The sequence below is a fragment of the Caballeronia eucalypticola genome, from assembly GCF_047608185.1.
Classification (GTDB): Bacteria; Pseudomonadota; Gammaproteobacteria; order Burkholderiales; family Burkholderiaceae; genus Caballeronia.
In genome coordinates, this window is the sequence record NZ_JBLKRU010000044.1 from 45519 (window position 1) to 60422 (window position 14904).

At 58.0% G+C, this 14904-nt stretch carries 13 protein-coding genes; 3 read left to right on the forward strand and 10 right to left on the reverse strand.

The window, feature by feature from the left end; all coding sequences use genetic code 11:
- Nucleotides 1-9: 9 nt before the first annotated feature.
- The 3 genes from ACMX25_RS32775 to ACMX25_RS32785 form a co-directional block, all read right to left on the reverse strand.
- Nucleotides 10-864 carry a carbohydrate ABC transporter permease gene (locus ACMX25_RS32775; RefSeq protein ID WP_366144590.1) on the reverse strand — a complete coding sequence of 285 codons (855 nt, stop codon included), beginning with the start codon at nucleotides 862-864 and terminating at the stop codon, nucleotides 10-12.
- A 99-nt stretch (nucleotides 865-963) separates the two neighbouring features.
- A complete protein-coding gene (locus tag ACMX25_RS32780) occupies nucleotides 964-2298 on the reverse strand; it encodes an ABC transporter substrate-binding protein (protein ID WP_414954054.1) in 1335 nt (444 codons plus the stop codon).
- A gap of 68 nt (nucleotides 2299-2366) precedes the next feature.
- Nucleotides 2367-3431, reverse strand: coding sequence for an ABC transporter ATP-binding protein (locus tag ACMX25_RS32785; protein WP_414954055.1), 1065 nt, complete (start codon nucleotides 3429-3431; stop codon nucleotides 2367-2369).
- Between the two features lie 303 nt (nucleotides 3432-3734).
- Here ACMX25_RS32785 and ACMX25_RS32790 point away from each other — a divergent pair, with 303 nt between their 5' ends.
- Nucleotides 3735-4526, forward strand: a complete 792-nt coding sequence (locus tag ACMX25_RS32790) for an IclR family transcriptional regulator (RefSeq protein ID WP_414954056.1) — start codon at nucleotides 3735-3737, stop codon at nucleotides 4524-4526.
- A 492-nt stretch (nucleotides 4527-5018) separates the two neighbouring features.
- On the opposite strand, the gene ACMX25_RS32795 is transcribed toward ACMX25_RS32790, so the two are convergent.
- The 3 genes from ACMX25_RS32795 to ACMX25_RS32805 all read right to left on the reverse strand — a co-directional run bounded on the left by ACMX25_RS32795 (nucleotide 5019) and on the right by ACMX25_RS32805 (nucleotide 8992).
- Nucleotides 5019-6020, reverse strand: a complete 1002-nt coding sequence (locus ACMX25_RS32795; protein WP_414954057.1) for a VTT domain-containing protein — start codon at nucleotides 6018-6020, stop codon at nucleotides 5019-5021.
- Between the two features lie 59 nt (nucleotides 6021-6079).
- Nucleotides 6080-8089 (reverse strand): bifunctional DedA family/phosphatase PAP2 family protein, encoded by a 2010-nt coding sequence (locus ACMX25_RS32800; RefSeq protein ID WP_414954058.1) that lies wholly within the window; start codon nucleotides 8087-8089, stop codon nucleotides 6080-6082.
- A 291-nt stretch (nucleotides 8090-8380) separates the two neighbouring features.
- Nucleotides 8381-8992: a J domain-containing protein gene (locus tag ACMX25_RS32805; protein ID WP_414954059.1), complete on the reverse strand. Its 612-nt coding sequence runs from the start codon at nucleotides 8990-8992 to the stop codon at nucleotides 8381-8383.
- Between the two features lie 110 nt (nucleotides 8993-9102).
- On the opposite strand from ACMX25_RS32805, the gene ACMX25_RS32810 reads away from it, so the two are divergent.
- Complete coding sequence (locus tag ACMX25_RS32810; RefSeq protein WP_414954060.1) at nucleotides 9103-9630, forward strand: DUF2934 domain-containing protein; 528 nt, start codon at nucleotides 9103-9105, stop codon at nucleotides 9628-9630.
- A 749-nt stretch (nucleotides 9631-10379) separates the two neighbouring features.
- Complete coding sequence (locus ACMX25_RS32815) at nucleotides 10380-11033, forward strand: H-NS histone family protein (protein ID WP_414954061.1); 654 nt, start codon at nucleotides 10380-10382, stop codon at nucleotides 11031-11033.
- A 344-nt stretch (nucleotides 11034-11377) separates the two neighbouring features.
- Here the strand turns inward: ACMX25_RS32815 and ACMX25_RS32820 are convergent, their stop codons facing one another.
- The 4 genes from ACMX25_RS32820 to ACMX25_RS32835 all read right to left on the reverse strand — a co-directional run.
- Complete coding sequence (locus ACMX25_RS32820) at nucleotides 11378-11752, reverse strand: hypothetical protein (RefSeq protein ID WP_414954062.1); 375 nt, start codon at nucleotides 11750-11752, stop codon at nucleotides 11378-11380.
- Between the two features lie 314 nt (nucleotides 11753-12066).
- The gene (locus ACMX25_RS32825) at nucleotides 12067-12357 is read right to left on the reverse strand and encodes a hypothetical protein (RefSeq protein ID WP_414954063.1); all 291 of its coding nucleotides are present in this window, start codon (nucleotides 12355-12357) and stop codon (nucleotides 12067-12069) included.
- Between the two features lie 107 nt (nucleotides 12358-12464).
- Nucleotides 12465-13526 (reverse strand): DMT family transporter, encoded by a 1062-nt coding sequence (locus ACMX25_RS32830; protein WP_414954064.1) that lies wholly within the window; start codon nucleotides 13524-13526, stop codon nucleotides 12465-12467.
- Nucleotides 13527-13647: 121 nt separating this feature from the next.
- Nucleotides 13648-14904 (reverse strand): ISL3 family transposase (locus tag ACMX25_RS32835; RefSeq protein WP_414950301.1); only part of this gene is annotated, 1257 nt, incomplete at its 5' end.

A 14904-nucleotide genomic window follows, 5' to 3' on the forward strand; every position in this document is an offset into this window, starting at 1 on the left:
CTCATGATCTCAGGCTGGCCCCATGTGTTTGCGCGCGCCGCTTAATTTGCGGAAGAAATAGAGCGTGAAGAGAATCGACACCAGCACCGAGACATACGCAATCGCGTTGGCGTAACCCATGCGCGAGTCGTCGTAGGCAATGCGTCCGACCATCGTCCAAAGCAATTCCGTACGTCCGCCCGGACCGCCGTTCGTCATGATGCGCACGATGTCGTAGGCGCGGCCAACATCGAGCGAACGGATCGTCATGGAGATATAAATGAACGGCATCAGGTACGGCAGCGTCACATAGCGGAACGTCTGCCAGGAAGTACAGCCATCCACCTTCGATGCTTCTATCGGATCCTTCGGCAACGCCATCAAACCCGCCAGCAGGATCACCGCGAAGATGGGCGTCGAGTTCCATACCTCGGCCGCAATCAGCGATGCAAGCGCGGATTTCGCATCGACAAGAAACGGAAACGCCGACTTCGCACCGAACAGCGTCTGCATCAGGTTGTTCACAATGCCCGTGCTGTCGTTGAGCATGAACTTGAACTGGAAGCCGACGAGCACGGGCGAAAACATCATGGGGAACATCATCACCGTGCGTAACGCGCGCTGGCCTTTCGTCACCTGATTGAGCAACAGCGCCACGCCAAGGCCCAGCAACAGTTCGAGGTTCAGCGCAATGGTGAGGAACAAAATCGTGCGGCCGAACGCGGCCCAGAAGTCGCCATTCGCAAATGCGCGCTCGTAGTTGCGCCAGCCGATCCAGTGCGAAAGCGTGTCGGGATCGGTCAGGCGATACGCCGTGAAGCTCGTATAAAACGAGAACAACAGCGGCAGGATCACCACGATCCCGACCGCCAGGAACGCCGGCATCAGCAGTTTGACCGGCAGTGGGATGCGCTTGGCGCGTGTGGCAAGAACAGGCTCGCCGCCGATCGAGTAAGGCGTATTGGATTCCATGTTGATCGGTGGTTACTGGTCATCCGCCGCGTCTTGCATGATGTCCGCGACCTTCTTCGCCGCGTTGTCGAGCGCTTGCTGCGAGGTCTCGTCGCCGATGATCGCCTTCTGCAATTCCGGCCACAACGCATTGGAAATCTCATTCCATTGCGCGACGCGCGGCGGGGTGAACGAGTCTTCCTTCGCGGCCTGGCTGAAGGTTGCTACCGCGTCCGCCATGAAGTGATCGTCCTTCGTCTTGAACTCCTGGACGATAGCCTGCTGTGCATCGATACGCGAGGGAATCGAGCCAAGGCGCGCTTCAACCATTTGCGAATCCTTGCTCGTCAGGAACTGGATGAAACTCGCGGCCACTTCCGGACGCGCACATACTTTCGTGATCGAGAAGCTATGCGACCCCGACCAGCCCGGCCGCTTGTTGGCCGCGCCCAGCGGCGCACGAACCACCCCCACATTACCGGCCAGCTTCGACGTTTTCGGGTCGTTATAGAACGATGCAAAACCTGGCCAATCGAGATCGAGCGCGACCTTACCCGACGCGAAGTTATTGCCGAGATCGTCCCAGACGTAGCTTGGAACACCCTTCGGCACCACGCCTGCTTTGTACAGGTTCACAAACCAGTCGAGCGTCTTCACGCCCACTGGCGAATTGAACTTCGGCTGCATCTTGGCATCGAGTAACTGACCGCCGTTCGCCACCAACAGCGAGTAGAACGTGCCCGTCAGCGCTTCATCCTTGCCCGGGAATTGCGTGCCGTAGAAGTTCGGCGCCTTCGTAAAGAACGTCGCCTGCTGCGTGAACTCCGCGAAGTTTTTCGGCGGCGTCAGGTCGGTGCCAAACTTCTTCTTGTATGCATCGCGATTCGCCGGATCGGCGTAAGCGACCTTGTTGTAATACAGGGCTTCAATATCCGTTGATCGTGGGATCTGCACCAACTGTCCCTTTACCTCGGACTGCTTCAGCAACGCAGGCGCGAACGCCGCAAGATAACTTGCGGGGAACAGACCCTTGAGGTCACGGAAAATAGGATATTGCGCCGAGAAATTCGTATGATTCGACGACACGCAATAGTCGATATGCTGCGAAGCAATGTCCTGCTTCAACTCACGATCCAGTTCGAAGTGACTCTTGCGCGAGACAATCTCAACCTTTGCGCCGGTCTCTTTTTCCCACAGCGGAATGCGCGTGTAGAGTGCTTCATATTGCACCCCGCCGATCAGCTTGACGCGCAGCGTATAGCCTTTGTATTCGTTGTCGGCGCGCGCAGCGGTGGTGGCGACCAGACCCGCTAAAGCCAGTACCGACACAGCGATCTTGAGGCCGGTTTTCATCGAATCCCTAACCATGATTCATCTCCTTTGTTATGTGCCGTGACGTCGAGCGGTACGGCTTGCGTGTGGTTTTCTCTAGCTTTTTAGCGCAACCGGCGGCCGGTGCCGGTGTCGAAGACGCGGGTGTTATGCAGATCGGCATCAAGCCGGATGCCCTGGTCCGGGCGCAACGACAAACGTCCGTTCACGATCACGCAACAGCGCTGTCCCGCGACCGTGCCGAATAACTCAGTGGATGCGCCGGTTGGTTCGACTACATCCACGTTGAATGGAATGCCGCCCGTCTCCGCCACCACCAGATGCTCGGGCCGCACGCCCACCGTTACATCCTGGCCATCGCGAGCGTTGACCACGGGCACTTGGATCGAGAAATCGCCAATGCGTACCCGCGCGCCATCGTTTAGCGACTCGTAGCGGCCCGTAAAAAGATTCATGGAAGGCGAGCCGATAAAACTCGCGACAAACAGGTTGTCGGGGTCATCGTAGAGTTCGAGCGGTGCGCCAATCTGCTCGATCGCCCCGGCATTCAACACGACGATGCGGTCCGCCATCGTCATCGCTTCAATCTGGTCGTGCGTCACGTAGACCGTCGTTGCGCGCAAGCGCTGATGCAGCGCCTTGATCTCCGCGCGCATTTGAACGCGTAGCTTCGCGTCGAGGTTCGACAGCGGTTCGTCGAAGAGGAACACCTTAGGATCACGTACGATTGCACGTCCCATTGCGACGCGTTGACGCTGGCCGCCAGACAAGTGGCGCGGATATCGGCCGAGCAAATCCTGAAGGCCAAGAATAGTTGCCGCCTGATTTGCGCGGGCCGTGATTTCCTCAGGCTTCAAATCGCGCAGCTTTAGCGCGAACGTGAGGTTCTCGAGCACGCTCATATGCGGATACAAGGCATAGTTCTGGAACACCATCGCGATGTCCCGGTCTTTCGGCGGCAGGTCGTTGACCACGCGGCCATCGATCAGGATGCGTCCGTGCGTCACGCCTTCCAGTCCCGCCAGCGCGCGCAGCAATGTCGACTTGCCGCAGCCGCTGGGACCCACGAGCACAAGGAACTCGCCGTCCGCAACAGTCAGGTCGATCTGCTTCAACACCTGTACGGCGCCGAACGATTTCTGCACCTGTTTGAATGCCACTTCAGCCATCTACGTTCCCTTCTCTGGTCCCATGCTGTGTGTTGCGGCGAATCACTCCGCGTTGCGGATCGCGTGTCTCGCACGTCCTGCGGACCACTTTTCCACCGATGCAAATCATTTTAAAGATAAAACGCCATTTCATACGTGAATTTTTATCGGTGTTTTCCCGATGTCCACATTCACGCGTTTTTCATCGACGATCGCGTCGAACGCAAGGGGTTGGCGAGTCTACAATCACGCCATGCAACAGCCGGATCTCACTACGCTGAGACCGGTTGAGAGTGGACATGTGGCTTTGGGCAAGGAGAAATTTTGGACAACACGCGATACTCAGCGCCGGCGCTCGAGAAGGGGCTGGACATCATCGAACTGCTGGCGAGTCATCCAGAGGGCTTGTCACTCGCTGACCTGGGGAAGACGCTTGGTCGTACGACAGCAGAGATCTTTCGCATGGTCGTTACGCTGGAGACGCGCGGATATCTGCTCGCAATAGGCGACCGTTATGTGTTGTCGTTGTTGTTGTTCCAGCTTGCGCATCGACATCAACCGGTGCGCTCGCTGGTGACCACCGCGCTGCCGTTGATGACGCAACTGGCCAACGATGTCAGGCAATCGTTCCACCTATGCGTGTATCAAGACGGCCGCGTGCTGATCGTGGCGGGCGTGGAAAGTCCGGAGCGTTGGGGCTTTTCGTTGAAGGTGGGCACGTTGATCGGCATGACCGACACCGCGTCGGGACAAGTGCTGATGGCATTCCAGGAAGAGCTGGAACGCAAGCGGATGCTGAAGCTTCACGTCCCCGTTGATGGCGAACTTCCGGTCGATGCAAAACAGCTTGCCGCGGATCTCGCACGGATCAAGGAACGCGGACACGCGCGCATGCCTAGCCGTCAGGTCAAGGGCGTCAAGAATCTTGCTTATCCCGTGTTTGGACGAAACGGACATGCCATTGCTTCGCTGACCACACCGTTCATAGAACGCATCGATCAGGCACCTGTGCCTGCGATGAACGAGGTGGGAGAAAGGATGAAAACGGCGGCGCAGACCCTGACCGAGTTGATGGGGTTAAATGTTTACTGGGAACCAGGTCCGGACGGGAATTGAATTGAATGGAATTGATAAGCTGATTGATAAACAAGCATCCCGGCTCAAGTGTCTTGGCTGAACCGGAACTAAAACATGCAGCGAGTCCGGCGACCGGGCGTCTCGCCACGCCCAGCCGCCGGCACGCTACCTCTCCCCTCGTTAACTATTTAATTCGCTTCGTTTTCACTGACTGCTTTTTTACTTACCGGTTGAACGCCGTTTTTATTCCATCCCCGTTGCGTTGTCGCCGGTAGCCTCTCGCTGAACTTCAATGCCAGCTTGTCCCCCGTCTGGGTCTTTTTGAATTCTCGTATACGCCGCGCAAACGTTAGTGTTCGACACCGTCCGTTGCTTTATTTGTTTCGGTTAGCTTAGGACTTTTTCGTTCGAATCGTTAGGCTCATTTAGCCACGAGATTGCGCGGGGCGCATCCCTACTAAAGCAGGCATACAAATGTGCGTATGGGTGATCGAGGAAGTGAGGTACGAATCAAGGCAATCGAGTGTCGCACTATAAACGTGCCATTGATGCAGTGAATACATTTAGCTCCGGTGGTAGCGGTTCCACCGCATAACCATGGCGCACCCACTCGTCCAGGCCGCCATATAAGATACGAACATTCACAACGTGCTTGCCGAGCAACTGCTTGCGAACCTTCCTCACGGCCGCATCGTTTGAATACATGCCGTACACCACAATGTTGCTCGCCGACAGACTCGCGTCCGTGGACTCCAGCGATTCAATATCAAGCAGCACCGCCCCCGGGATTCGATACGACTCGTCACGCCGAACCGACATTGGACGCGCATCGAGAATCAAGGGCGGCGTGCTGGAACGCATCATCCGGTCGAGCCGTTCGGGCGATACGATCCTGCGGCTCAGCCACTTCCTGAAACGCCAGCGCAGCAGGTATCGATACGTCATGTAGAGAACGGCGGCGGCGAACAGCACGTCGAGTATCGATGCTCCGTGTGGCCGAAGCACGCTCAGCAGCAACCCAAGTTGCCGCTCGAACAGCGCGCCGCCGAGCAACCAGAACGAAGCCCAAGCCACCGTACCGAGCGCGTCCCACGCAACGAATGCGGCCGGCGCGATAAGCGTGGTGCCCATCAGCGGCGGCGTGATGAGCGCAAGCCCTGGAACGAACTTCGACACTGCCACGATCGCCACGCCAAACCTTTCGAATAATGCGCGTGTGGTGCGCATGCTTGCATCAAGTGATAGCGACAGGCGCCCGAACATATCGGTCAGCCGGCGACCGTAGATACGTCCTGCGGAAAACCACACGCCATCGCCGATCAACGCGGCGACCACCGCGGCGCACAGCACGTGAGAAAAAACGAGGTTCCCGCCGGCGATCGCGGAGCCCGCGAAGACAAGCACGGGGATTGCCGGCAGCGGCACGCCCAGCCGCGTGAGCAGCACGTTGCCGAAGACTGCGGCACTTCCCCAGTTCTCGATTGCCGAGGGTGGAATCTGTATCAAGTACTCGCCTCCTGAAGCGTTCGGCATTGCGTAGCCGTTGCTTCAATTCATAGTGCGTTTCACCGCTCGTTTGCAGACTAGCCGACTCATTGCTCCCCAGATACCACGAGCGTCACTGGAATACCCCCGCAGCCCGCGCTGTTCGCTACTTCCAGGCCGCGCCAAGGCGATGCGTCGCCGTGGGTTTCGATCATCGGCTCGAGCCGCTTGTCCGGACGCAACACGTTGAACGGCCACGACGGCCGCAGCAACCGTTCGTGAACGAGCGAGCCGAGCCAGATCGGAGTGGGCGGCTGTCCGCCGCGACGCGTCACTGCATATTGCGTCGGCCAGAATCGCAAGACGTCGCGCTCGTCCGCACTCATGTGAGCGCGCGTAAATACGAACGCCGATGGTTCGCCATTGTTCAACCTTGGCAACACCGGAAGCGCCGTAGCCGCCACATCCGGGGAAACGAGCGACAAGATGCTATGCGCCGATAAATGCGATCCTTCCGTCCACCCTCGGCTCTCTAATTGAGTCCTGATCTCCGCTGCCGTCGCGGTCCACTGAATGGTGATGGGTTCAAGGCGGTCACCGTCCATGCTCGACCGATAGCAAGAAAAGGTCCGCCACACAGTGTCCATCCATTGCATTGGCGAGATCATGACAAGCGGTCGCGTGGGCTCGACCGCCATCGCGTCAAGACTCGTCTTGAACTGCAACACGACACTCGCGCAAATCACCACCAGGACGGTGAGCGGCATCATGACGCGAGGTACCGGTTTCGCGGGGTATCGCCACACGGCGGTGAGCGCCACGAGAAAGACCCAGGTGGCGGCAAGTGCCGCGCCGCCGATAGCATCGGAGAAAGTGAAGTGGCCGAAATACAGCCCCGAGAACGCGACCGACACCAAGATGGCGATGGTCGCCATCGCGACGAATACCCTCGCCACCGGCCCCACGCGGCGCGCCAGCAAGAACGAGAGAAAGCCGTAGATCACCACGCTGGCCGCGACGTGATTGCTCGGGAACGCGCGCAAGCTGGACGCTACCGCGCCCGGTAGCGGACGCTGGATCGTGATCTGGATTGCGAGGATCAACAGCTGGGAAAACGCGACCGCGGTCAGCCAGTACGCGACGGTGCGCCAACGGCGTTCAAACATCATCCATACGACGACCAGCAACGTCACCGTGGCGAGTGTCTGCACGCTGCCCAGCGTGCCGAGCACAGCCAGGACCGAGTCGCCCCATGAGGATCGGAACGATTGCAGGAAGCGATAAACCGACACATCGACTTGAACCAGCGGATCGCCGTGCGAGACGCCGTGCAGCGTCGAAAAGAACACGGTAGCCGATGCCAGCAGCAACACAGAGATCACGGCGATAAGCGCGGCGGCCTGATGCTTGGGGTCCAGGATACCGAGCACTACTCGTCCAGCTGGGCCAGGATGATGACGCGCCCAAAGCAGCAGGCTTCGGCGCGAGGAATCCGTCCACGCCCGCGCGTGGGACACGAGGAGGCTCGTCAGCTTGAACGTCAGCCAGGTCACGACAACCAGGATGGCAATCACCGCAACGAGCCGGAAGGACACGGCGCCCGCCAGTTCGATCGATGCGCCGAAGACTACGCCAGGAAGAATATGCACGGGCGCCCAGACGAGCGCCGAGACGATGTTGATGACGAGGAAGCGCAAGGGCTGCATGCCCATCATCCCGGCGACAACGGGAACAACCGCGCGCAGCGGCGCGATGAAACGCGCAAAGATCACGCTTTTTGCGCCGTGCGCTTCGAAGTAGCGCTTGCCCGCCGTCAGCATGCCGGGGTGCGAGCGGAAGGGCCACAACTTCGCGATGGTGTCCTTGTGGCTGCAGCCGAACCAGTAGCTTGCGGCATCGCCGGCTACGGCGCCCACGAGGGCGCAGACGAACACCCAGCCGAGATTAAGCGTACCGGTACCGACCAGCGCGCCAGCCACGAACATGGCGGTGCTGCCGGGAACGAATGTACCGATAAAAGCGATGGATTCAAAAAACGCGGCAAGTAATACGACTGTGAGCGCCCATCCGGGATGCCCCGACAGCAGATGCAGCAATTTGAAATAGGAATGCTCCATCGATGTCTCCGGACCGCTCTGTCCTTTCAGCAGATTTTAATTCTGTCCTCGCGAGGCTTGAAGCCGCGTGGCTTTTGTTGGGTTTATTGCCCTTTTTAGCTCGTTGAATCTCGCTTATTGCCTGCTTGGTGCTGGTTTGAACGGCCAGTATGTTCCTGCAACGCTGTTATTGCGGCGACCAGCGCCAGACATATGCCGGCGCATGTCGCTTGAACTCAAGACAAAGTCTGACAGCCGCGAGGGCTCGGATTCAGAGAGAGTAGCAAGACTGCGACCTGCCATGGCGCGCGGTCACGAGCGCAGCACGTTCCAGAAGGGCATCCAGAGATCGGAAAACGACCGGACGCGGTCCGCGGGCGCCGGGTCCTCTTCTTGCTTCGCGTTGGGCGTATCGTGCGCGTCTTGCTTGGGAGAAGCGGCCGCTTCAGGTTCCATCGATGCAACCTCGGACTGCCTTGATGCGTGCAGTGCAAGGACGCTATCGGCGATGCGGCACGCAAGTTCGTCGTCGCAATCGTGGGCCAGCAACACGCCGCGGACGACGTCGCGGTTATAACCCTGCGTCGCGAAGCGCATGGCCAACCCGACGCGGCTGGCATATTCCGCTTCCTGCGCGGCACGCAACTCGGCTTCGCGTTCTGCCTGCTCCTGTTCCTTACGCAGTCGCTGCGCTTCCTGCCGTTTCATTTCCTCAGCAAATACGGAGTCGTAGACTTGTCTTTGCGCGGGATCGGAGAGAATGGCGTAAGCATTTCGAATGTCGAGAAATGCGGCTCGTGCGACCTGCTCCTGACCGACATTGCGATCTGGATGCCAACGCATAACTGCTTTCCGATAAGCACGTTTTATTTCTTCGGCCGTCGCATTTTCCGGGACGGACAAGGTGTCATACAAGGTTGTCATCGCAATACCTCAAGCTTATCCGCGAGACATCCTAGCATGGGAAAAAAGACATTTTTATAGCGCGACAAGAACTAACCGCGCGTTCACAAGCGGAGCGACGCTCCTGTAACATGAACCCTCAAACACGCAAAATGGCTAATGGAATGCACAACAAATCTTTGGAAGAAAAGCTTCGTTTGCAGGCATACCATCTATGGGAAGCAGACGGTCGTCCAGAAGGACGCTCCACGGAGTATTGGGAAAAAGCACGCGCCTTGCTGGAACAGGAGCTCGCTTCCTTGATACCGCCCCAGGAAGGACACGAAGCGGACGCAGTTGCCGCGGCAGCCGTAAAGAAGCCGGTCAAGACGAAATCAAAAGCAACGCCTACGGGCGACGACAACGTCGAAGCACCGAAGGCCAAGCCTAAAGCTGAAGGGAAAACCACCGCCAAGGCTGACGCAAAAACTGAAGGCAAAGTCGCGCGCAAGACGGCTGCCAAACCCAAAGCTGCCGACAACGACATAGCGCCGAAAAAGCAAAAGGCCGCGGTTAAGTCCGCTGCCAAGCCTAAGGTACTCGCTGAGGCCGGAGAGAAACCTGCTAAGAAAACAGCCGTCAAAGCTACAGCAAAGGTTTCCAAGACCTCGAAGAAGTAGTTCGTTTTGCTCTTGAGGAAACTCGCCTCAGGGTGAAAATCGCGCGCTAGTTTTTAGCGCCGGATGATGCATTGGCGAGTCTCTATTCTGTTCAGATTTTGTGGAGCACCTATGCGAAGATTTCTCGCGGTCATCTTGTTGACCGCTGCAGCGGGCGCCGCCATTCCCACGGTAGCCGAGGCTCGGCCCCGGCAGGAATGCAGGCGCGTCTGGGTTCATGGTCATTATGTGCGGCGCTGCCGTCCGTTGCCGCCGCCGAGACACCATCATCATCGCCCGCCGCCACGGCATCGGCCGCCGCCTCACCGGTATTAGAGATCGCTAGCGGGCGTCTTCACGATCCTAGTGCATGACACAGCAGCATCAGCGGCTTGCCGGTCGAACAGATCGGGGCCGCTCACCCGCACCTCTACATTTCTCTCTTCGAGTCGGCGTCATCCCAGCGTTTCGCAAAACTGCATCGATATCCTGCGCATTTACTTCCAGATCCGAACGATGCAAAAATCGTGCGGCTGAATAACGCAGCGCGAGTGGCGAAGATCTGCGCTTCGCCCCTTTTAATAGTCCACAAGCAAGCCGGATCTAACGCTTGTCGTTCAACGCGCGCTGCCTAAAGCTGAGTCTTTTTGTCATAGATTGAAACAAACTGTATTAAGAGGTGCGTACCTTTAATACAGGGCGCTACTGGCCGCTTCCGAAATCAGAGAACGCATGGCATAGTGCCGGCAAACACTCTTAAGGAAACCATAATGCCTACTCTGGAACAGATTCAAGCCAAGCTGAAAAAGCTGCAGGCTCAAGCGGAAGCAATGATCGCAAAGCGCGCGCAATCCGTGCTCGACGACATCCGCAAGCTAATGGAAAAGCATGGCCTGACCACGGCTGATATTGAAGCGCATTCATCCACGAAGAAGCGACGCGGCCGGCCTGCAGGAAAATCAACCAAGTCTGACGTCAAGGCAAAAGCAGCGGCTAAGCCAAAGCTGCCTGCCAAGTATCGCAATCCCAAGACGGGTGAAACGTGGAGCGGCTGGGCCCGTCCGCCGCTTTGGATCAAGGACGTCAAGGACCGCACGAAATTCCTGATCGATGGCCACGACGATAGTCATGCCGTTGCAGCTAGCAGTACAAAACCTGCGAGCAAGAAGGCAGCAAAGAAAACGACGGCTAAAAAATCGACGGCGAAAGCGCTAAGCGCAAAGGCGCCGGCAAAAAAAGCTGCTGCTAAAAAAGCGTCGATCAAAAACGCGACTGTAGCGAATGTTCCCGCGAAGAAAGCAGCAGTCAGGAAACCGGCTGTGAAACGTGTGTCGGCCAAGAAATCTGCAACCGCGGCTAGCAAGACAACGCCAGCGGCTAGCCAGGATTCCGCATCGGCGGTTGCCGTAACGCCTGAGGTTTAAAGACAAGCAAAGAGCGTCCTTTATCGATAACTGAGGGCGCTCTGAGTTTTGATATCGAGGAAATGATCCGCGTCTGTTTCTCTCGGTCGCAACACTGCGAAGAGGTCGAAACAGGGTCTGGGAAATTTGACCGGTGAACGAGAACGTTAGAGAAGCTTTACCGGAATCAGCGCGTATAGTCATCTGGCCGTTTGCTCTGCTAGCCGTGCTTTAGCGCAAGCTCTTAGCACCGGCGGAGAGTTTCACCGGACAGTTGATAACGGATAAACCGTCCGGCGAAATCGATGCCTTGCTTTAGAAGCCGCCTAGTCAGGCTAAGTCAGCGCAATTAAGATGATGCCGTCCTAGCCGCGACCGCCACCGTGCCCGCCGCCGCTATGGCCGCCACCGCCGCCCTGCCACTGTCCACCGCCGCCGCCGTGGCCGTAACCACCGCCGTGGCCCCAGCCGCCGTGGCCGCCACTGTGAAAGCCACCGCCGTACCCATGGTTCCATCCATGGTTGTAGTAGTGCCCACCGTACCAGCCTCCGCCGCCACCGACGTAGATTCCGCCGCCGTAGACAGCCGGATAACCCGAGTAATAAGGCCCCGAATAATCCGTTGCGTATGGGTCGCCGTATCCGTATCCGTCGTATCCATAGCCGTAGCCCGGTCCCGGCGGGACAACACAGCCGCCCAGACAAGCAACAAGCGCGAATAATGCAATTGGTTTAAGCATGTGATCGTCTCCCTCGCCTCTTAAGTAGGAGCCGAAGAATCTTGCTTAGTTCAAGCGCAATTGTGTCTCTGGATTACAGAATCCATGCTCGTGGCAAAGGCATATAGGGTCGACTAAATTCGCGCACCAGTAATGCTGCAATTGCTAATGATGCTTAGCGTCTTGGCCATGCGCCGGATTCAACTTTCGTATTCGGCCAAAGCCTTTCGCGGCGACTAGCACCAAGCGAATCCATAGCGATGTCGATGCGCAGCTAGGCCAAGGACAACCGACCACCATTCCCGGCGTCCGGCGCACGCTGCGCATGCCATTGCTCACTGCACGTTCTTTGCAACACCAGCACCCTTGGCGCCGTTCGACGGCATCGCGCTCATTCCAGCGCTGCTATCCATGCCGGGGTTCTGCATATTGCCGGGCGTGTTACTCGTTGGCATGGCAACCGGATCGCCCCAATGCGTCATTCCAGCCGTTGCCGCGCTGTGCGCATTACCACCGCCCGTGCCGCCGTTCCCGTTGCCGCCACCCTGCGCGAATACTGCCGCCGAGCCGCACAAGAACGCCACCGACACGCCTGCCGACATCGCTTTCCGCATTGCCTTGTTCATGGTTTTTCTCCTTAGGCCGCAAGTGCAGGATTGCCTCACGTCAATGCTATATACGGAGCCGACTGGACACTGGATGCAACGCGGGACTGATCGAGGAAATCCGCGGCTTAATGAATGTGGCGATGATGAATATCCGGGAAATGTCCATGGGTGTGCGTCATTGGCGCATGTTGGTGCGGGTGCGTGTGCGGCTCCTTTCCGTCCCATTTGAAATCGTGTGTGTGTCGGTGATGCTCGTCATGGCGATGCCGGTGGTTGTGGTCCATCGACACATGCGTATGCGCGTGCTCGTGGCGTTCGCGAATATGCAGCCACACGCCGAGCACCATCAGCGCGGCGGCGACCCAAAACAGCGGGTCCGGAATAGCCGTCCACAGGATCAGCGAAAGCGTCACGCCGAACAGCGGCGCAACTGAAAAATACGCGCCCGTACGTGCGGTGCCGAGGTTGCGCAACGCGACGACGAACAAGACCAGGCTGACGCCGTATCCGGCCAAGCCGGTGAACATGGCTGCCGCCGTTTTCGCCAAACCGGGAAGGTGCGCGCCGAGCACAAGGGCGATGCAAAGATTGACCGATCCGGCGATCAGCCCCTTCAAGCAGGCGATGACCATGGCGTCATTCGTCGATACCTTGCGCGTCAGATTGTTATCGATCGCCCAGCACGCGCAAGCGGCAGCAACCAGCAGCGCGCCGGCGGATAGTCCGGCCGCGCCCGGTTGCCATGAGAGCGCCACGCCGCCCGCGACTATCGCCACCATGCCGAGAAAAATCTGCCTGTCCACATTCTCACGGAATACGACCCACGCGATCAACGCCGTGAAGACGCCTTCAAGATTCAGCAAGAGCGAACTCGTCGCCGCTGGCGTGAGGCTTAGTCCGAACATCAGCAGCACCGGCCCAGCGATACCACCAGCGGCAATGGCGCCAAGCAACCAGGGTACTTCTGCCAACTGAATCCGGCTTTCGTTAGCGCGCTCGTTTTTGGTCCGCGTGATGCGCTGGAAAGCGATAGCGACAGCCAAACCAACGCCGCTGCCTAGATAAAACAAACCTGCGACCATGAACGGCGAAAGTGTGCCAAGAAGGGTCTTGGCAAGCGGGGTCGTCGCCCCAAAGAGCGCGGCCGCGAGAAGCGCGGTGAACGCAGCGTTGTGGCGTACAGGCATGGATGTTCCCGACTTGCGTTTAACTATGATTCTAAAGAAAGTTGTGCGACTTTGTACGCGCGCTTTAACCTCCTGGCGCCGGGGTATTGTCCACGAGCAAAATGATTATATTTTTGGTCCGTCAGTAAAATCTATGGGCGAGTTCTGGCTCAGGAAGTTTGCCAAGTACGTGATATAGCGAGAGTTCCGTCATTTTGAAGGTGCGATATCCATAGGCTTTTCTCATAGTGACTTTGGCTTTGTTGTTCAGTCCCTCAACGATGCCACTGGAGAACGCCTTTCGCGCCCGGAAATAGTTGAGCAACAGCTCTCGATGGGTGCGTACTGTGCGAGCGAATTTCTTGAGCGGGTCGATGCGCGAGCGCATGACCTCGCTGCACCACTGATCCAGGAATTTGCCTGCCCATGCGGGTGACTCGTAGTCCCAGAATTGCTGGAAGTATTCTTTGAAGAGGTAGGCCCGTACGCTCTTGAGGTTATAGCGCAGCACCTCACGCAGCTTGATGCGCTGGGAGTCGGTCAGGTTCCCCGGGCGCTTGAGCAGACACCAGCGCGACTTCTTAAGCACCGGCTCGTAGCCGTCCTTGACCAGTTGGCGTGCTTCGCCCGCACGGACCTCGTCGATGGCAAGATTGAGTTTAGCGACGATGTGAAAGCGGTCCAGAATGTTCAGCGCCCCTGTGCAATGCAGTTTGATCATGTCCAGATAGGGTTTCCACATGTCCGAACACACAAACTCGATGCCCTGCGCCAGTTCCGTGCCGATCATATCGAAGAACTTCTGGAACGCTTCTTTGGTGCGCTTCTCGCCCACCCAGAGCAGGCGCGTGCAGCCCGCCTCGATCTGGTAGACCAGTGTCAGATACTCATGACCACGACCGTAGGCGATTTCGTCCACGCCGATGGCCCGGATATGCCCCAGCTCGCGATGCTCCAGACCCCATTGCACGACATAGGCCACGGCCTGTTGGACCTTCTCCCAACTGGTGTGGAAGGACTGTGCCGTGTCCTTCCATGAAAGCTTGCGCGCCCAGTGCGCCAAGTACAGCATGTACGCCCTGGTCAACTGGTGCTTGCCCATTGCCCAGGGCACCTCCTCTACCTTGACCCCACATCGCCTGCATTCCACGCGCCTCATGCTGTACAGTAAAAACACCGCAAAGCCCCAGATCGGGATGAACTCGAAGCGGCGTTGGGGCAGTTGGTCGTAGCCCCTGGCGGGTTGATGGCATCCTGAGCAGCACGCTCTGGAGCCTTTGCGCGGGCGCACATCGATCTCGATAGTATTGCTATGCATGCACAAGCGCGCGGTACCGTAGACGAAGCCAGGGAAATGGTGGCAGGCATTAAGCAGACGAGTCAAAAGCATGAGCAACAA